Below are 18,614 nucleotides of genomic sequence, written 5' to 3' on the forward strand. Positions count from 1 at the left end.
GATTTCTCCGTGTAGGCTTGGTTCTTACTTAACTTGACGACCGAATTATAAACTTCGAATGATTTTTCAACGTGCCCTTCAGCGCGAGCTGGCCAGTGCCGCCGGGGCAACCTTCACGGTGCTGTTCTCCCTCATCGTCACCTGGACCCTGATCACCATCCTCGGCAGAGCCGCGGGCGGCAAGGTCGCATCGAGCGACGTGGTCGCGCTGATTGCGTTCGCAGCCCTGAATTATCTGCCAACTGTCCTGATACTCACCAGCTTTATTTCTGTGCTGATGGTGGTGACCCGCAGCTACCGCGATTCCGAGATGGTGGTGTGGTTCGCCTCCGGCCTGAGTCTGGCGCGCTGGCTGCGCCCCGTGCTGACCTTTGTGCTGCCCATCGTGCTGCTGATCGGGGTGCTCAGTTTCTACGCCACGCCCTGGGCCAAGCAGAAAAGCAGCGAGTACTCCGAGCGCTTCCAGAAACGCGAAGACCTGCAGCAGGTCTCGCCCGGCCAGTTCCGCGAGTCGGCGTCCGCCAACCGCATCTTCTTTGTTGAAGGCGTGTCCGGCCAGAGCGCGGTGGTGCACAATGTATTCGTCAACACCGTCGACGAAAAAGGCACGGCCACCGTGGTGGCCAAGGAAGGCGTGGTCACCACCACGCCCGAGGGAGACCGCTTCCTGGTGCTGAACAACGGCCGCCGCTACCAGGGCACGCCCGGCAGCGCCGATGTGCAGACCATGGAATTTGAGCGCTACAGCATGCGCGTGGCCAGCAAGTCGCAGGAACTGGGCGGCGCGCGCGGCGTGGACGCCATGCCGAGCGCGGAACTGTTCAAGGGCACCGGCCCCATTATCCACGGCGAAATCCTGTGGCGCGTTGCGCTGCCGATTACCGGCCTGCTGCTGCCGCTGCTGGCCATACCGCTCGGCTTCGTCAATCCGCGCGCGGGCAGTTCGACCAACCTGATCGTGGCCGTGCTGGTCTTCTTCAGCTACATCAACCTGGTGAAGGTGCTCGAAGCGAGCGTGCGCCAGGGCCGCCTGAAATTCGCGCTGTCGTGGTGGCCGCTGCACGTGGGCCTGGCCGTGCTGGTGGCGCTGCTGTTCATCTGGCGCCAGAACGTGAACCATCGTTATCATCCGCTCGTGCTGTGGGCCGCCATCAAGCGCGGCAAGCAGCCGGCCAGGGAAGCATCCGTCAAATGAGTATCCTGCAACGCTATTTCGCCTCCTCGATCGCGCAGGCGGTGGCCTTTGTGCTGCTCGCGCTGCTCGCCCTGCTGGCCTTCCTGGACCTGACCGGCGAGCTGCCGTCCGTGGGCAAGAACGGCTACAGCCTGCAGCACGCGCTGCTGTACGTGGTCATCATGGTGCCGGAGCAGATCTATCGCGTGCTGCCGGTGGCCACGCTGATCGGCACCATCTACACCATGGCGCAATTCGCCTCGTCGTCCGAATTCACCATCATGCGCGCGGCCGGCATGTCCACCCGCATGGCGATCGGCATGCTGTTCAAGATAGGCCTGGTGATCGTGGCGGTGACTTTTATCGTCGGCGAGCTGATCGTGCCGCGCACTTCGCCGCTGGCGGACAAGGTGCGCCTGACGGCGCAGGGCGCCACGGTGTCGGCCGAGTTCCGCTCAGGCCTGTGGACGAAGGACATCATCAAGAGCGACGGCCTGACCGGCGAAGTGCTGGGCTCGCGCTTTTTCAATGTGCGCGAAGCGCGGCCGGACGGCCAGCTGCTGGACGTGAAGCTCTACGAATTCGACAACAGCTTCCGCCTGCGCGCGCTGATCCAGGCCAAGCGCGCCAACTTCCAGGGCAAGAGCGTCTGGCGGCTATATGACGTGACCGAGAGCCGTTTCAGCAATCCGGCCCTGCTGGTGGCTGGCGCGGCGGCCACGGTGCAGAACCACTTTGCGCAGGAAACCAGCCGGATCGAGGTGGTGAAGCTGGAATCGCGCGACCTGGTGTCCGAGATCACGCCGAAAATCCTGACCGTGTCGCGCAGCGATCCAGGACGCATGACGGCCAATGAACTGGTGGTCTACACCCGCCACCTGCAGGAGAACAAGCAGGAAACCAAGGTGTTCAAGGTCGCGTTCTGGAAGAAGCTGATCGATCCGCTGGCCGTGTTCGTGCTGATGGCGCTTGCGCTGCCGTTCGCCTACCTGCACGCGCGCAGCGGCGGTGTGAGCCTGAAAGTCTTCGTCGGCATCATGATAGGCGTGAGCTTCCTGCTGGTGAACACCCTGTTCTCGCACGTGGGCATGCTGAGCACCTGGCCTCCCTTCCTCACGGCGGCGGCCCCCAGCGTGCTGTATCTGCTGCTGGCCATGGGCGCGCTGTGGTGGGTGGAGCGGCACTGATGGACACAACCATGAACAAAAAAGCACTCATCCTGTTTGCGCACGGCGCGCGCGCCGCCAGCTGGGCGGAGCCGTTCGAGCGCCTGCGCGGCATCACGCAAGCCCGTTTGGCGGACGTGGACGTGTCGCTGGCCTTCCTGGAATTGATGTCGCCGCGCCTGCCGGAGCGGGTGGCCGAGCTGGCCGCCGCCGGGGTGGCGGAAGTGGCGGTGGTGCCGGTGTTTCTCGGCCAGGGCGGCCATGTGCTGCGCGATCTGCCGCTGATGCTCGATGAGCTGCGCGCCGCCTACCCGGCGATCCGCTTCAGCGTGGCCGAAGCGGTGGGGGAAAACCCGGCTGTGCTGAACGCCATTGCCGATTACTGCATTGGCACGGTCGCCGGCGCGCCGCCGGGCGGCTAGGTCTTACTCCTCGCCTTCGGCTTCGGACTGGGCGGCCATGGCCGCCAGCGTGGAGCCGGGCTGCTCAAGCTCGCGCTGGATAATGGCGCGCAGGCCGTCCGAACGGATCGCGTCCAGCGCCAGTTTCTGCATATTGTCCGCTTCGCCGTCTTCTTCCAGGCCGTTCAGCACGGCCAGCACCAGGCGCACTTCCTTCGCATAGTTCAGCACATAGGCCAGCAGCGTGGGCGCGGCCGATGCCGGCTGGTTGGCCAGCGCGTCGGCGCCGTCGTTCAGGCGCGCGGCCAGCGCCTCGATGCGGCCGGACGGCGAAGGCAGGAATCGGCGCGCCAGCTGGAAGTCGTTGCACTTCACCAGCGCGGTCATGGCCAGTTCGGCGCATTGTTCAGCCAGGGCGGAGTCGACTTCATCGAGTTTCAGGAACAGCGCATGGGTGGCGCCCACTTCGCGCAGCGCCTCGTTGATGGCGGCCACTTCGCGGAAGCGCTCCACGGTGGCGGCGCCCAGCAGCATGCGCGACGATTCGCGGTCGCGGATGCTTTTCAGGGCCGCCAGGGCCGGCGGGAAGGCGTCGGCCAGGTAGATCCAGTCGCGCAGGGCGAAGGACAGGCGCACGCCGCGCCAATCCGGCGACACCTCCAGCGCATGGTCATGCAGCCAGAGGTGGTCCTTCAGCGCGTCCTGGTAACGGCCTGCGAGACGGGCTTCGCGGGCGCGTTCAAATACTTCATTCGGCTGCTGCATATCACCTCCTTGGAAATCGAAGGCGATATTCTAACAGGCGCAGCCTGATGCTTCACCAGACCCGGCAGAGCTTCTCCTTGGGCTTGACCATGGCCTGGCCGGGTTTGCAGGAGAAGGCCTTGGCGAATTCCGGCATATTGACCACCAGGCCGTTGATGCGGTATTTGCCCGGCGAATGCGGATTGGTGAGCGCATTCACGCGCAGCCGCTCGGGGCGCTCGTTCTCGCAGGTCCATTGCGCCGTACCGACGAAGAAGCGCTGTTCGGGCGTCAGGCCGTCGCGGTTTTCCAGCACCTTGCCGGCGATTTCGGTTTTCCACGCCATCCAGGCCAGCACCAGGCCGCCCAGGTCGGCCGCGTCCTCGCCCAGCGTCAGCTTGCTGTTGATCTTGATGTCGTCCACGATGGTGTACTGCGCGTACTGGTCCACGATGCACTGCGCGCGCTGCGTGAAGGCCTTGGCGTCCTGCTTGCCCCACCAGTCCTTCAGGTTGCCCTTGGCGTCGAACTGGCGGCCTTCGTCGTCGAAGCCGTGTATCAGCTCATGGCCTATGGTGCCGCCTGTGTTGCCGTAGTTGGGCGCATCGTCCATTTTGGAATCGAACAGCGGCGGCTGCAGCACGCCCGCAGGGAAGTTAATGTCGTTCATCTGCGGGTTGTAATAGGCGTTCACGGTGGGCGGCGTCATGCCCCATTCCGAGCGGTCCAGCGGCTTGCCTATCTTGTCGAGCTGGCGCCGTACTTCGAAGGCGGTGCCGCGCACCACGTTGCCCGCAAAGTCGCCGCGCGAGACGCTGTAGGCGCTGTAGTCGCGCCAGTTATCCGGGTAGCCGATCTTGTTGGCCACCGCGTGCAGCTTCTCGCGCGCCTTTTCCTTGGTGGGCTCGCTCATCCAGGTCAGCGCGTTGATGTCCTGCTCCATGGCGGCCTCGATCTGGCGCGTCATGTGCAGCGTCTTTTCCTTCAGCTCCGGGCTGAAGGCGCGGCTGACGAACTCCTGGCCCAGCGCCTCGCCCAGCTGCTGGTCCACCAGCTGCACGCAGCGCTTCCAGCGCGGCTTCTGCTCGGGCGTGCCCAGCAGGGTCTTGTGATAGAAGGCGAAGTTCTCGGCCACAAAGTCCTGTGACAGGAAGGGCGCCATCGCGCGCGTGGTGTGCCAGCGCAGATAGGTCTTGATGTCGTCCAGGCTCAGCTGCTTCAGACTCTTGTTCAGCGCGCGCAGGTAGGCCGGCTCGGTGGCGTTGAAGCTGTTCACGCCTTCCATGCCCACCGCTTGCAGATAGTCCTTCCAGCTGAAGGCCGGCGTCATGGACTGCAGGCCTTTGAGGTCGGTCTTGTGGAACAGTTTGTAGGGGTCGCGCTGGTCCACGCGGGACAGCGAGGCTTGGGCCAGCACGGTTTCGAATTTCAGGATGGCGGCGGCGGCCCGTTTGGCCGCCTGCGGCGTGTCGCCCGCCAGTTCCAGCGAGCGGGCGATATGGGCGGCGTAGTCTGCCCGCATCTTCTTCGATTTGGCGTCGTTCTTCAGGTAGTAGTCGCGGTCGGGCAGGCCGGCGTCGGCGGTGGTGGCGAAGGCGATCACCTGGGTGGAGTCGCCCAGGTCCTGGTTGGACGAGAAGCCGAACAGCATGCTGTTGGCAATGCTGGTGTGCAGCTTGGCCAGCACGCGCGGCAGGTCCTGCTTGGACGCCATGCCGGCGATCAGCGCCAGGTATTCCTGCAGCGGCGCCGCGCCGCGTTCATTGACGGTTTTCTCGTCCATGCAGGCGGCGAAGTAGTCGCCTATTTTTTGCTGGGAGGCGGTGCGGACGCCGTCCTGCGCCGGCTGGGCGGCCAGCGTGGCCAGGATGCCCCACAGGAAGCGCTGGTTGTCCTGCGCGGCCTTGCCGTACACGCTCCACGCGCTCTGGTCGGCGGGGATGGGGTTGTTCTTCATCCAGCCGCCGCAGCTGTACTGGTAGAAGTCTTCGCACGGGTCCACGGTCTTGTCCATGGCCGTCACGTCCAGGCCTGGCGTGTAGGGCAGGGAGGGCAGCGGCGCGTCGGACGATTGGGCGTAGGCGGTGCTGGCGCTGAGGGCCAGCAGCAAGGGGGCGAATTTGCGCATGTGGTGCTCCGTGAGTCGAAGCAGCTATTCTACGGCGGGAATTATTGAAATGGCAATCGCGGCGGCGCTGGCGGGTTACGGCGCGAGCGCCTAACCCGCCCTACGCAAGGGGCAACGGGGCGAGCCGCAATGCGTAGGGCGGGTTAGGCGGAACGCCGTAACCCGCCGTGCTCAGTCGGCGGCTTGATGCGGACGGCGGGCCATGGCGTGGCCGAGCATGACGAGCACCGGTCCGTGCGTCGGCTCCAGTCCGTGCGCCAGCGTGTCCAGCGTGAGGCGCAGGATGCGCTGGTCGGCGCGGCTGACGTTTTCAATCACGACCACCGGCGTGTCCGGCAAGCGCCCTTGCTCCAGCAGGCGCTGCGCGGTGATGATGGCTTCGCGTCCGCCCATGTACTGCACCAGCGTGTCGCTGTCGGGCATGTCCACGTCGGCCGGGTGTTCGGGCGCGGTGCTGGAGGTGAAGAAGGCCACGCTGCGTGACACGCCGCGCTTGGTCAGCGGCTGCTTGGTGGCCGCCGCCGCCGCCACGGCGGTGGTAATGCCGGGCACCACTTCCACTTCAATTCCCGCTTCCTCCAGCGCGCGCAGCTCCTCGTCGGCGCGGCCGAACAGCATGGGATCGCCGCCCTTGAGGCGCACCACCAGCGCGTAGCGGCTGGCGCATTCCACCAGCTGCGCGTTGATGGCCTGCTGCGCGGTGGAGCGCTGGCCCGAGCGCTTGCCGACCGAAATCTTCTCGGCCTGCGGGCACAGTTCCAGCATCTCCGGCGTTACCAGCGCATCGTGCAGCACCACGTCCGCCTGCTGCAGCAGGCGCGCGCCGCGCAGGGTGATGAGATCCTGCGCGCCGGGACCTGCGCCTATCAGGTAGACCTTGCCGTAGCTGGGAACAGGCGCGGACATCGATCAGGCCAGGCGTATCATGCCGGCCGCCACGGTCTGGTGGGTGACTTCATCGATCAGGATGAAGGCGCCCGTCGCGCGGCTGTCGGTATAGTCGTCGGCGGCCAGCGGCTGCTGCACGGTCAGCGCAATGCGTGCCACATCGTTCAGCTTCAGCACTTCCGCGCTGCTGCGTTCCTGGGTGTTGATGTCCAGCAGCGACTCGATCTTGGTGATCTTGGCGGCGGTCTGCTTGGTGCCGTGCTTGATCCAGTACTTGCGGCGCAGGTCCAGCGCGTCTTCCGACAGCCAGCACACGTCCGCGCTCAGGGTCTTCAGCAGCGTGGCAGGCTGCTCGCTGCTGGCGAGCAGGTCGCCGCGCGAGATGTCCAGGTATTCGTTCAGCAGCAGCGTGACCGATTGGCCGGCCGACGCCGACTGGTGCGAGCCTTCCAGCGTCAGGATGTCTTTCACCGTGGCGGCCTGGCCCGAAGGCTGCACCACCAGCTTGTCGCCCACCTTCACATTGCCCGCTTCGATGCGGCCCATGTAGCCGCGGAAGTCGTTCGCTTCGTGGCCGTTGTGGCGCGCCACCAGCTGCACCGGGAAGCGGAACGGCGCGTGGTGGGCTTCGTCGTACACCGACAGCGATTCCAGCAGCTCGATCAGCGTCGGGCCCTTATACCAGGGCATGTTCTCGCCCGCGTCCACCACGTTGTCGCCGCTCAGGGCCGACAGCGGGATAGGCGTGATGTCTTTCAGGCCCAGGGACTGCGCGAATTCCTGGTAGGCCTTGATGATGCGGTCATAGATCGCCTGGTCGTAGTTCACCAGGTCCATCTTGTTCACGGCCACCACCACGTGCTCGATCTGCAGCAGGTGGGCGATGGTGGAGTGGCGCTTGGTCTGGATCAGCAAGTCCACGCCGCCGTCTTCGCGCAGCTTCACTTTCGACACGTCGATCAGGATGATGACGGCGTCGGCGGTGGAGGCGCCGGTGACCATGTTGCGGGTGTACTGCTCGTGGCCCGGGGTGTCGGCGATGATGAATTTGCGCTTGGGCGTGGCGAAGTAGCGGTAGGCCACGTCGATGGTGATGCCTTGCTCGCGTTCCGCTTCCAGGCCGTCCGTCAGCAGCGACAGGTCGATGGTGTCGCCCACGGTGCGCTTGTTCTTGGCGCGCGACACGGCGGCCAGCTGGTCGGCGAAGATGCCTTTGCTGTCGAACAGCAGGCGGCCGATCAGCGTGCTCTTGCCGTCGTCCACGGAGCCGGCGGTGATAAAGCGCAGCAGGCTGGCCTGGTTGTCGGTGTTGTCTATGCGTGCGTTCATCAGAAGTAACCTGCTTTCTTGCGTTTTTCCATGGAGGCTTCGGAGGTCTGGTCGTCCATCCGGGTAGCGCCGCGTTCAGTGATCTGGGTGATGGCCGTTTCGGCGATGATCGCTTCCACCGTTTCCGCGTCCGAGGACACGGGGCAGGTGCAGGAGATGTCGCCCACGGTGCGGAAGCGCACCACTTGGGTTTCCACGGCTTCGCCTTCGCGCGCCGGGGTCAAATCGGTCAGCGGCACCAGCAGGCCGTTGCGCGGGATCACCTGGCGCTCGTGCGCGAAGTAGATCGGCGGCAGCGCCAGTTTTTCGCGGGCGATGTACTGCCACACATCGAGTTCGGTCCAGTTCGAGATCGGGAACACGCGCATGTTTTCGCCTGGATGGACGCGGGTGTTATACAGGTCCCACAGTTCCGGGCGCTGCGCCTTCGGATCCCATTGGCCGAATTCGTCGCGGAAGGAGAAGATGCGCTCTTTCGCGCGGGCCTTCTCTTCGTCGCGGCGGGCGCCGCCGATGCAGGCGTCGAAGCCGTGTTCGGCGATGGTTTCCAGCAGCGTGACCGCCTGCGCGGCATTGCGCGAGTCGGTCTGCGGATTACGCAGGCGCACCGTGCCCTTCTTGATCGAGTCTTCCACCGAGCCCACGATCAGGCGCTCGCCCAGTTCGGCCACGCGCTGGTCGCGGAAGTCGATAACTTCCTGGAAGTTGTGCCCGGTGTCGATGTGCACCAGCGGGAAGGGGAATTTGCCGGGACGGAAAGCCTTTTCGGCCAGGCGCAGCAGCACCACGGAGTCCTTGCCGCCGGAGAACAGCAGGGCAGGGTTGCTGCACTCGGCTGCCACTTCGCGCAGGATGTGGATGGCTTCCGACTCCAGCGTGTCGAGGTGGCGCGCGTTCACGGCGCTCAGGCCTATCGTCGAGGCGTAACGGTCAACTACAGTGTTCATGGCTTTGCCTATTCTATTGTGTCTGTTGGTGCTTGGCGGGTTACGCGCAAGCGCTAACCCGCCCTACGGTGCAGCGGTGTCCGGTGAGTAGGGCGGGTTAGCGCGGAGCGCGTAACCCGCCGGCATTCACGCGGCCACGGGTTTGATGCGTATCAGCTTGCCGTCTACCACGTGCAGGCCGCATTCCTTCGACTCCGGGTTCTCCCACCACCAGCGGCCGGCGCGCACATCCTCGCCCGGCTCGATGGCGCGCGTGCAGGGCTCGCAGCCTATCGAGGGGAAACCCTTGTCGTGCAAGGCGTTGTACGGCACGCCGTTGCCGCGCAGGTAGTCCCACACGTCCTGCTCGGACCAGTCGGCCAGCGGATTGAACTTGGTCATGAAGTGCGCCGGATCGTCTTCCTCCACCATCAGCGAGGTGCGGGTGGCGGCCTGCGCGCGGCGCTGGCCGGTGACCCAGGCCTTGTTGCCGGCCAGGGCGCGGCCCAGCGGCTCCACCTTGCGGATGCGGCAGCACTCCTTGCGCATGTCCACGCTGTCGTAGAAGGCGTTCAGGCCGTTCTGCGCCACGTAGGCCTCCACCGCCTCGGGCTGCGGGCGGTACAGCGCGATCTCGTAGCCGTAGTTTTCCTTCACCTTGTCCAGCATGGCCAGGGTTTCCGCGTGCAGGCGGCCGGTCTCCAGCGAGAAGATGGCGATAGGCAGCTTGGCCTTCAAAATCAGGTCGGTCAGCACCATGTCTTCGGCGGCCAGGCTGGAGGCGAACACCGCTGGCGTGAAATCACGCGCGATGCGCTCCAGCGTCTGCTGCGTGGACTGGATCAGGGCATTGAGCTCGCTCATGGCTGGCGCTCCGATTCAGATGCCGTAGCCGGCGTCGCCGCCGTTGGCTACATTGGCCGACGGCGCGGCGCGGACGGCGCGGCGGAACAGCGGCACCTTCTGGTCCACGGACGCCTGGTAGGTCTCCGAGAAGTCCGACAGGCCCTTGAGCGCATCGTGGATGCTGCGGTCGGCGCGCACGTCGTAGGCGTTGAAGCCCACGCGCTGCATGGAGAACAGCTGGTCGCGCAGCACGTCGCCGATGGCGCGCAGCTCGCCGGCGTAGGCCAGGCGGGTGCGCAGGTTGTAGGCGATGGAGTAGCCGCGGCCGTCGGTGAATTTGGGGAAGTCCACCGCCACCAAGGCGAAGGCGTCCAGCTGGCCTTTCAGCGTTTCAGGACGCTCGTCCGGGCCGAACCACACGCCGATCTCGCCGGCGGCGCGGCGCGCGGCCAGTGCCTCGGCCTGCGCCAGCCAGGTGGCCAGCGGCACGATCACCTTGCCGGCCGGGACGGCCAGCGCGGCCACGTCTTCGGCGCTAGGCGCTTCGCCTGCGGCGCGCAGTACGGTCCAGTCGTCGCCGACAACTTCACGGCCTTTGATAATCAGCTTTTGTTCAGACATATTCATCTTCTCCAACCAGGCGGCCCGCATCGACGATAGGCGTGGCGTATACAAATTCCTTGAACGGCGCAACGCCGATGCGCTGCGTGGTGTCGACGAAGCGTTCGCCTTCCACGCGTTCGCGCACATACACTTGCAGCAGGCGGCCGATCACTTCCGGCATTTGCAGCGCGGAGAACGACGGTCCGATGATCTTGCCGATGGCCGAGTGGTTGCCCTGCGCGCCGCCGATCGACACCTGGTACCATTCGCTACCGTCCTTGTCCACGCCCAGGATGCCGATGTTGCCGACGTGGTGGTGGCCGCAGGCGTTGATGCAGCCCGAGATATTCAGTTCGATGTCGCCGATGTCATGCTGGAAGTCCAGGCTGTCGAAGCGCTCGGCGATGGCCGAAGCGATCGGGATCGACTTGGCGTTGGCCAGGGCGCAGAAGTCGCCGCCCGGGCAGCAGATCATGTCGTTCAGCAGGCCGATGTTGGGCGTGGCCAGTCCGTGCGCCTTGGCTTCCTGCCACAGCGCGAACAACTGGGTCTGTTCCACGTCCGCCAGCACGATGTTCTGCTCGTGCGTCACGCGCAGTTCGCCGAAGCTGTAGCGGTCCGACAGGTCGGCCATGAAGTCCATCTGCTCGGCGGTGGCGTCGCCCGGCGGCACGCCGGTTTTCTTCAGCGACAGCACCACGGAAGCGTAGCCCGGCTGCTTGTGCGGCTTGACATTGCGCTTGAGCCAGTTGGCGAAGGCCTTGTTGTCCGCCTGCGCGGCCAGCGGGTCGATCGCTTCCAGCTGCTTGTACGGGTGAGGCTGGAAGTAGGCGATCACGCGCTCCATTTCCTCCAGCGTCAGCGTTTCTTCGCTGTTCTTCAGGTCTTCCCACTCGGCTTCCACCTGGCGCGCGAATTCTTCCGCGCCGATGGCTTTCAGCAGGATCTTGATGCGGGCCTTGTACTTGTTGTCGCGGCGGCCGTGCAGGTTGTAGACGCGCATGATGGCTTCCACATAGGTCAGCAGGTGTTCGCGCGGCAGGAACTCGCGGATCACGCTGCCCAGGATGGGGGTGCGGCCCATGCCGCCGCCGACCATGACCTTGAAGCCGATTTCGTTCTGCTCGTTGTACACCACGGTCAGGCCGATGTCGTGCACGGCGATGGCGGCGCGGTCTTCCACGGCGCCGTTGACGGCAACCTTGAACTTGCGCGGCAGGGCGATGAATTCAGGGTGGAAGGTGGACCACTGGCGCAGGATCTCGCAGTAGGGGCGCGGATCGATGATCTCGTCCGCCGCCACGCCGGCGAATTCGTCGGTGGTGGTGTTGCGGATGCAGTTGCCCGAGGTCTGGATGGCGTGCATTTCCACCGACGCCAGGTCGGTCAGGATGTCGGGCGACTGTTCCAGCTCGATCCAGTTGAACTGGATGTTCTGGCGGGTGGTGAAGTGGCCGTAGCCCCGGTCGTACTTGCGCGCGATGTGGGCGAACATGCGCATCTGCTTGCTGGCCAGCATGCCATACGGCACGGCGATGCGCAGCATATAGGCATGGCGCTGGTAGTACAGGCCATTCTGCAAACGCAGGGGCAGGAATTCCGCTTCGGTCAGCTCATCGGCCAGACGGCGGCGCACCTGGTCGCGGTACTGCGCGATGCGTTCGCGGACGATGAGGTGGTCGTATTGATCGTATTGATACATATCATTCCTAAAAAAATCGCTTGCCGGCGGGGCTGGCTCTTTCAAAGTATCCCAAACTGGCGCTAATGGTAATAAACTTCATCTTTATTCCAAACGACTTAGTCTTTATTTGCTTATATACGTATTGGGTATAAGCATGAGCGTAAAATACGGTTAGACCGACCCTGAGAACAACAATGAATCTTCATCAATTGCGTTTCGTCCGAGAAGCAGTACGCCAGAACTACAACCTGACCGACGCCGCCAAGGCCTTGTTCACCTCCCAGCCCGGGGTGTCCAAGGCCATTATCGAACTGGAGGAAGAGCTCGGGGTGGACATTTTCACGCGGCACGGCAAGCGCATCCGGGGCCTGACCGAGCCGGGCCGGCTGGTGCTGTCCTCGGTCGAACTGATCATGCAGGAGATCGACAGCCTCAAGCGCATCGGCAAGGAGTACGCGGCGCAGGACAGCGGCAGCTTCACCATCGCCACCACCCACACCCAGGCGCGCTACACGTTGCCCAAGGTGGTGCAGGCTTTTATGCTGAAGTTCCCCAAGGTGCGCTTGTCATTATTGCAAGGCAATCCGCGCCAGATCGCCGAGATGGTGCAGCGCGACCAGGCCGACCTGGCGATCGCCACCGAATCGATCGCCGGAGTTGACAATCTGATCACCTTACCGTGCTACCAATGGGAGCATGTGGTGGTGGTGCCGCCCGACCATCCGCTGCTGAAATCGAAGTCCGTCACGCTGGAGGAGATTGCCGCATTCCCGCTCATCACCTATGATGGCGCCTTCGCCGGCCGCAGCAAGATCGACCACGCGTTCTCGCTGCGCGGCCTGAAGCCGGACGTGCTGCTGGAAGCCATCGACGCGGACGTGATCAAGACCTACGTCGAGCTGGGCATGGGCATAGGCATTATTGCCGGCATGGCCTTCGATCCCGAGCGCGACCGCAGCCTGCGCGCCATCCCGGCCGGCCACCTGTTCGGCATGAACGTGTCGCGCGTGGCGGTCAAGCAGGGCGCCTATTTGCGCAGCTATATCTATACCTTCATCGAACTGCTGGCCCCCACGCTCAACCGCAAGTTGATCGAGCAGGCCATGAACGGTGAAAAAGACACTTACGAGTTGTAAACTGACTATGAAGACCCAAGAACAATACTACGCGGCCGTCGCCGCCACCTACGACCTGCAATACGAGCGTCCCGAGGTGGAAGAAGACCTGGAAGAATTGCACGAAGCGCTGTCCGAGCTGCTGCGCGGCCATAAAGTGCTGGAACTGGCCTGCGGCAGCGGCTACTGGACCGAGGTGATTTCGGACGTGGCCGACTCGGTGCGCGCCATCGACAACAGCCCGCAGATGCTGGCGGCGGCGCGCGAGCGCGGCCTGGACGAGGATTTCGTGCAGTTCACCGAAGCGGACGCCTTCAAGCTGCCGGAAGACATCGCCCCCGGCCAGTTCACGGCCTGCTTCGCCGCCGGCTGGTGGTCGCAAGTGCCGCGTTCGGCGCAGGACAAATACCTGGCCCATCTGCGCGCCAAGCTGGGCAAGGACGTGCTGCTGGTGCTACTCGACAGCAACTACGTCGACGGCTACAGCGCCCCCATCGCGCGTACCGACCTGGACGGCAACACCTTCCACATCCTCACCGACACCAAGGGCGAGCGCTACGACGTGGCGCAAAGCTACCCGTCCGACAGCTGGCTGCGCAAGCGCCTTTCGATCGCCGCCAAGGAAGTGCGCGTCGAACGCCTGGAACACTACTGGCTCGCCACCTGCCGCCTGAAGTAACACCGCCGCCCAACAAAATGGGGTCAGGGTTGATTACGCGGTTCACATGCGGACCATGTAATTAACCCTGACCCCTTTGTTTTTTGGCGTTTGTTGGGAAAGAACAACAATTGTTGATGTCATATTGTTGAAGCATTTGTTAGGCAAGATTCGTCCCGTCAAGTTTCAAGCGACGCTTTCCTCAACAAACAATGGATCAACAAGTGAAAAAACTTACTCTGGCAGCACTGGTAATCGGCGCCTTCTCGGCAAGCGCACAAGCGCAATCCAACGTGACCATCTACGGTCTGGTGGACGCGGGCCTGGTGAAAGAAAGCGGCGGCGTGGCCGGTAGCGTGACCAAAGTCACCAGCGGCATCGGCGGCCAGTCGCGCCTCGGCTTCCGCGGCGTGGAAGACCTGGGCAACGGCCTGTCGGCTGTGTTCGCCCTGGAAAGCGGCATCAAGGTGGACGACGGCGCGCTCGACAACAGCACCAGCACCCTGTTCAACCGCCAGGCCTACGTTGGCCTGAAGAGCAAGGAACTGGGTTCCTTCACCCTGGGCCGCCAGTACACCATGCTGTACAACGCCATGAGCCAGGTCGCCGACCCATTCGGCGCGGGCTACGCCGGTTCGATCAAGAACCTGTTCGCCACCGCCGGCGCCAACACCCGCGTCAGCAACGCCATGGTGTACGCGTCGCCAGTCGTGAACGGTTTCTCGGGCGAGCTGCTGTACGCGCTGGGCGAACAGGCTGGCGACAGCACCGCCGGCCGCCAGATCGGTTTCGGCCTGAACTACGCCCAAGGCCCGCTGAACGCGCGCCTGGTGTACAACAACCGCAACCAGGACACCGCCGCCGTCGGCACCACCCCTGCCAAGAAGCAGGACGAAGCCAAGAACACCCTGCTGGCCGTGAACTATGACTTCACCGTGGTCAAAGCCTTCTTCGCCTACGCCACCGACAAGGGCCTGAACAGCTCGCCTATCCCGGTCGCCAACGCTTTCGGCTACAAGACCGCACCGAAGCCAAGCACCGACGCGCGCGACATCCTGATCGGCGTTTCCGTACCTGCAGGCCCAGGCAATGTGCTGGCTTCCTACACCAGCAAGGATGACAAGACCGTCAACAACCAGGACGCCACCCAGTGGGCCCTGGGCTACATCTACCCGCTGTCGAAGCGTACCAGCACCTACGTTGCTTACGCCAAGATCAAGAACAAGAACGGCGCCGGCTACACCGTTGGCAACAACAACGAAGCCGGTACTGGCGACAAAGCCTTCAACGTGGGCATCCGCCACTCGTTCTAAGCTGGTCTTGCTGGCATGAAAGGGCGCCCTGCGGGGCGCCTTTTTAATTGCCGGGCAGCGGCAGCTCGATCACGATGCGGGTGCCGCCGTCGCCGCTGCTGTCGCGGCCCTGGATGTCGATGGCGCCGTCCAGCGCCCACACGCGCTCGCGCATGCCCAGCAGGCCAAAGGAGTGCGCCTTGTTAAGATCGGCTGAGGAGATGCCGCGCCCGTTGTCTTCTATGGTCAGGTCCAGCCGGTCGTCCTGCCGTTGCAGCGTGATCCACACATGGTCGGCGCCGGCGTGGCGCGACACATTGGTCAGCGATTCCTGCACGATGCGGAACACGGCGGTACTGTAGCGGTCGTCCAGCACCAGTTCCTGCTCGTGCGCGTCGAGCTGGCAGGCAATGCCGTGGCGCTGGCTGAATTCCTGGCGCAGCGTTTGCAGTGCATAGTACAGGCCGCCCTCGTCGAGCGCGTGCGGCCGCAGATCGGCGGCGATGCGGCGCAGCGAGGTGATGGCGCGCTGCAGCAGCTTGTCCATCGAGCGCATCTGGCGCACCGCCTGCGGGGTGGCGGGGCCTTGCTGCTGCAACAGGCTCAGGTCGACGCGCAGCGTGGCCAGCAGCTGGCCCAGATCGTCGTGCAGCTCGCGCGCGATGTGGGTGCGCTCTTCTTCGCGTATGGCTTGCAGGGCGGCGGATAGTTCGCGCAGCTGCTCGTAGGAGCTGGCGCTGTCGGTGGCGCGCCGGCCGGCCGCCTGGCCGTCGCGGCGCGTGCCGTGGCCTGCGGGCTTGGACTGCGGCGGTGCGGGTTTGTCGGGAGTATTCATGTGCGCCCCTCGGTGACCGGGGCGCCGGAGAGCCGGCCCCACGCTCACACAATAGGGCAGCCGCCACGCCGGACTTTGATCTGGCGCAGGGCGGCGTGGATTACATCTGCTTGAACAAGTGCAGGAAGCTGCGCGAGACTTCCAGCTTGTCGGAGCGGTCCTTGATCAGCACCAGGTGGCGGCCCCGGATGTCGCGGGTCACGCCTTCGATGGCGTTCACGTTGACCAGGGTGGCGCGGTGGATTTGCCAGAACAGGTCGGGATCGAGCTCTTCGGCCAAGTCGCGCACCGGCTTGCGTATCAGCGCCTCGTACTTGGCGGTCTGCACGCAGGTGTATTTTTCGTCCGAGCGGAAGAACAGGATTTCCTCCACCGGTATCATGCGCAAGTCCTGGCCGATGCTGGCCTGTATCCATTGCAGATAGGTCTTTTTCGGCGCCGCGATCTTTTCGGCCAGCTGCGACAGCATGGCCGTCACGCTGGCGTTCACGTCCGCACCGCCGGCGCCGGACGGCGCGCTCAGACGGTGCTTCAGGCGCTCCACGGTAATTTGCAGGCGCTCGGGTTCGGCTGGTTTCAGCACGTAGTCCACTGCGCCGCGCTCGAAGGCCTCCACCGCGTGCACGTCGTAGGCGGTCACGAACACCACATTGCTCTTGTTGCCGATGGCGGCGGCCGCTTCCATGCCGGTCTTGCCCGGCATGCGGATATCCAGGAAGGCGAAGTCGGGCTTGAGCTGGTCCACCAGCTCAATCGCTTCTTCGCCATTCTTGGCTTCGCCGATGATGTCGAGTTCCGGCCATACCTGGCCCAGGCGCATGCGCAGCTGGTCGCGCATCAGTCTTTCATCATCGGCAAGAATTGCTGTTGGCATTTTTAATAATCATGTTAAAAGTGAGTACTAATTATTCAACGAATCGGCGGCGTGCGCAATCGATTACTGGCGCAGCCTATTTGGCGGCCAGCGCGTAAGGCACTTCTATCGTGGCGATTACGCCGCTGGGCTGATTGGGCTCGATGTTCAGCGCCCCCTGGCTGCCGTGCAGCAGCTTCAGGCGTTCGCGGATGTTGCTCAGGCCCAGGCCGGTGCCGTCGCTGGGCTTGGCGCCGAAGCCCAGGCCGTCGTCGGCCACAATCACGCGCAGCTTGTTGTGCGCCACCTCGGCGCGCACTTGCAGCGTGCCGCCCTCGGGCTTCCCTTCCAGGCCGTGCTTGATGGCGTTCTCCACCATCGATTGCAGCATCATGGGCGGGAAGGCGGCGGTGCGCAGGCCGTCAGGCACGTCGAAGTCGATGATCAGGCGCTCTTCCATGCGCATCTTCAGCAGCGCAAGATAGGCCGCCACCATGTCGGCCTCGCGGCCCAGGTTGGTGATCAGATTGCTGTCGCGCATTTGGGGCAGGACGGCGCGCAGGTATTTAATCAGGCTGCGCTGCATGGCCGACGCGCGCGGCGGGTCGGTTTCAATCAGGTGCTCAACCGAGGCCAGGGTGTTGAACAGGAAGTGCGGCTCGACCTGGGCCTGCATCATCTGCATCTTTGCTTCGCTCAGCTGGCGCTGCATGGATTCGCGCTCTGCTGCGGCATTGGCGGACTGGGTTTGCGCCTCGGCGCGTTTTTTGCCGCCCATCAGCGCCTTGGTGGCGAACAGGGCCAGCACCAGCAGCGACACGAAGCTCTTGAACCAGGTCGATGCCTGCTTGTGGTAGCGCGACACCTTCTGTTCGGCCGCGTCGTCCACGGCTTCTTCAATGGCATTGGACAGTTCTTCGCCGATTTGCGGCGGCAGTTCGATATGGACTTCCTCGCCGGGGAGGGAGGGGGCGGCCGGCGCAGCGGGGGCGCGCGCAGCCCGGCCGGCGCGGCCGGCGCTGTCTGCTTTGCCGGCTACGGCCGGTGCTGCGGGCGCGGCAGGGGCGGCGGGGGCTGCAGGCGCCTCGGCTGGCGCCGCCGGTGCAGCTGGTTCGGGCAGGGCTGGCGCTGCGGCTTCGGCTTCATCCGTGTTGCTGGGCGGCGCGTCCTTGCGGATCTTGCCGCCGCGCGGATTGAAGTGGATGCCGCTGTCGTCGATCAATATATTAGTGTCGCTGCCGGGACGGGCGCGCTTGCGCTCCTTGGTCACTACATACTCCTCGTCCGGCCGCGAGGAGAACAGCTCGTCCTGCAGAATGGATCCGGCGATCAGGGCCAGTGCCGCAAACAGGAAGAACTTCCACCACGACAGCTGGGTGACCCAGGTTGCGGTCGTATCGAAACCTTTGTGCAGCCAGGCCAGTATGGTCTTCAGCGTGTCTTGTACTTTGGGTTGAGGAAACATGTAATGCTTTCAATTTCATGAATGGTGCAACTGTACGCAATACGGCCGCGATCCGCCACGGGCTTGCGACAGTCTGCATAAAACGGCGTCTGGAAGGGAATAGGGACTGCCCGGGCGGCGGCCCTTGCGCGCGGGGCGGGGTTCGGTTATAGTTCTGTCCCCGCGCTGCTGAGCATACGCAGCGCAGGGGAGTAGGAAAATGAGGGGTTGACGGTTTAAACGAAACGCCTCATAATCTCATCTCTCTGCTGCTGAACAAAACGCTTCAGCAACAACGCAGAATTCTTTAAAAATTTACAATCGATAAGTGTGGGCGTTTGATGATGAGGCCCGCAGCGCAAGCTGCGAAACTCAAATTATTTAAACGCTCAACGAAAAACAAACGTGACCTTCGAAAGAAGGAATCGTCAGTTATTTTGAAGGGCGACCAAGTCAGCAATGACTTTAAACAGAGATTGAACTGAAGAGTTTGATCCTGGCTCAGATTGAACGCTGGCGGCATGCTTT

17 protein-coding genes are annotated in these 18,614 nt (G+C 63.9%); 6 read left to right on the forward strand and 11 right to left on the reverse strand.

What is annotated here, in order from left to right:
• The first annotated feature begins 58 nt into the window (after positions 1–58).
• Genes lptF through GTP77_RS25180 form a run of 3 tightly spaced genes read left to right on the forward strand, consistent with a single transcriptional unit; the run spans position 59 to position 2,762 of the window.
• A complete protein-coding gene (lptF, locus tag GTP77_RS25170; RefSeq protein ID WP_161074901.1) occupies positions 59–1,195 on the forward strand; it encodes an LPS export ABC transporter permease LptF in 1,137 nt (378 codons plus the stop codon).
• Positions 1,192–2,361: an LPS export ABC transporter permease LptG gene (lptG, locus tag GTP77_RS25175; RefSeq protein WP_161074902.1), complete on the forward strand. Its 1,170-nt coding sequence runs from the start codon at positions 1,192–1,194 to the stop codon at positions 2,359–2,361. Before lptF ends, lptG begins: the two co-directional genes overlap by 4 nt.
• An 11-nt stretch (positions 2,362–2,372) precedes the next feature.
• Positions 2,373–2,762 carry a sirohydrochlorin chelatase gene (locus GTP77_RS25180; protein WP_161074903.1) on the forward strand — a complete coding sequence of 130 codons (390 nt, stop codon included), beginning with the start codon at positions 2,373–2,375 and terminating at the stop codon, positions 2,760–2,762.
• Between the two features lie 3 nt (positions 2,763–2,765).
• On the opposite strand, the gene GTP77_RS25185 is transcribed toward GTP77_RS25180, so the two are convergent.
• From GTP77_RS25185 to GTP77_RS25220, 8 genes are all read right to left on the reverse strand, one after another.
• Positions 2,766–3,506 (reverse strand): hypothetical protein, encoded by a 741-nt coding sequence (locus GTP77_RS25185; protein ID WP_161074904.1) that lies wholly within the window; start codon positions 3,504–3,506, stop codon positions 2,766–2,768.
• A gap of 52 nt (positions 3,507–3,558) precedes the next feature.
• Positions 3,559–5,613 (reverse strand): M13 family metallopeptidase, encoded by a 2,055-nt coding sequence (locus GTP77_RS25190; protein WP_161074905.1) that lies wholly within the window; start codon positions 5,611–5,613, stop codon positions 3,559–3,561.
• Positions 5,614–5,784: 171 nt separating this feature from the next.
• Complete coding sequence (gene cobA, locus GTP77_RS25195) at positions 5,785–6,519, reverse strand: uroporphyrinogen-III C-methyltransferase (RefSeq protein WP_161074906.1); 735 nt, start codon at positions 6,517–6,519, stop codon at positions 5,785–5,787.
• Between the two features lie 3 nt (positions 6,520–6,522).
• Entirely contained in the window at positions 6,523–7,830 is a 1,308-nt protein-coding gene (locus tag GTP77_RS25200) for a sulfate adenylyltransferase subunit 1 (protein WP_161074907.1), read from the reverse strand.
• Positions 7,830–8,777 (reverse strand): sulfate adenylyltransferase subunit CysD, encoded by a 948-nt coding sequence (cysD, locus tag GTP77_RS25205; protein WP_161074908.1) that lies wholly within the window; start codon positions 8,775–8,777, stop codon positions 7,830–7,832. Before cysD ends, GTP77_RS25200 begins: the two co-directional genes overlap by 1 nt.
• Before the next feature lie 126 nt (positions 8,778–8,903).
• Entirely contained in the window at positions 8,904–9,620 is a 717-nt protein-coding gene (locus GTP77_RS25210; protein ID WP_161074909.1) for a phosphoadenylyl-sulfate reductase, read from the reverse strand.
• A gap of 15 nt (positions 9,621–9,635) precedes the next feature.
• The gene (locus GTP77_RS25215) at positions 9,636–10,223 is read right to left on the reverse strand and encodes a DUF934 domain-containing protein (protein WP_161074910.1); all 588 of its coding nucleotides are present in this window, start codon (positions 10,221–10,223) and stop codon (positions 9,636–9,638) included.
• On the reverse strand, positions 10,216–11,907 hold the full coding sequence (locus GTP77_RS25220) for a nitrite/sulfite reductase (RefSeq protein WP_161074911.1): 1,692 nt from the start codon (positions 11,905–11,907) through the stop codon (positions 10,216–10,218). The genes GTP77_RS25215 and GTP77_RS25220 overlap by 8 nt, the downstream gene beginning before the upstream one ends.
• A 176-nt stretch (positions 11,908–12,083) precedes the next feature.
• Here GTP77_RS25220 and GTP77_RS25225 point away from each other — a divergent pair, with 176 nt between their 5' ends.
• The 3 genes from GTP77_RS25225 to GTP77_RS25235 all read left to right on the forward strand — a co-directional run bounded on the left by GTP77_RS25225 (position 12,084) and on the right by GTP77_RS25235 (position 14,975).
• Complete coding sequence (locus tag GTP77_RS25225; RefSeq protein WP_161074912.1) at positions 12,084–13,025, forward strand: CysB family HTH-type transcriptional regulator; 942 nt, start codon at positions 12,084–12,086, stop codon at positions 13,023–13,025.
• Positions 13,026–13,032: 7 nt separating this feature from the next.
• Positions 13,033–13,683 carry a class I SAM-dependent methyltransferase gene (locus GTP77_RS25230; RefSeq protein ID WP_161074913.1) on the forward strand — a complete coding sequence of 217 codons (651 nt, stop codon included), beginning with the start codon at positions 13,033–13,035 and terminating at the stop codon, positions 13,681–13,683.
• Between the two features lie 203 nt (positions 13,684–13,886).
• Positions 13,887–14,975, forward strand: a complete 1,089-nt coding sequence (locus tag GTP77_RS25235) for a porin (protein ID WP_371869398.1) — start codon at positions 13,887–13,889, stop codon at positions 14,973–14,975.
• Between the two features lie 43 nt (positions 14,976–15,018).
• Here GTP77_RS25235 and GTP77_RS25240 read toward each other — a convergent pair whose 3' ends face one another.
• The 3 genes from GTP77_RS25240 to GTP77_RS25250 form a co-directional block, all read right to left on the reverse strand.
• Complete coding sequence (locus GTP77_RS25240) at positions 15,019–15,789, reverse strand: sensor histidine kinase (RefSeq protein ID WP_161074914.1); 771 nt, start codon at positions 15,787–15,789, stop codon at positions 15,019–15,021.
• A 100-nt stretch (positions 15,790–15,889) separates the two neighbouring features.
• The gene (locus tag GTP77_RS25245; protein WP_161074915.1) at positions 15,890–16,663 is read right to left on the reverse strand and encodes a LytR/AlgR family response regulator transcription factor; all 774 of its coding nucleotides are present in this window, start codon (positions 16,661–16,663) and stop codon (positions 15,890–15,892) included.
• A gap of 76 nt (positions 16,664–16,739) precedes the next feature.
• A complete protein-coding gene (locus tag GTP77_RS25250; protein ID WP_161074916.1) occupies positions 16,740–18,107 on the reverse strand; it encodes a sensor histidine kinase in 1,368 nt (455 codons plus the stop codon).
• Positions 18,108–18,614 lie beyond the last annotated feature (507 nt).

Source organism: Pseudoduganella aquatica, from assembly GCF_009857595.1.
Lineage (GTDB): Bacteria > Pseudomonadota > Gammaproteobacteria > Burkholderiales > Burkholderiaceae_D > Rugamonas > Rugamonas aquatica_A.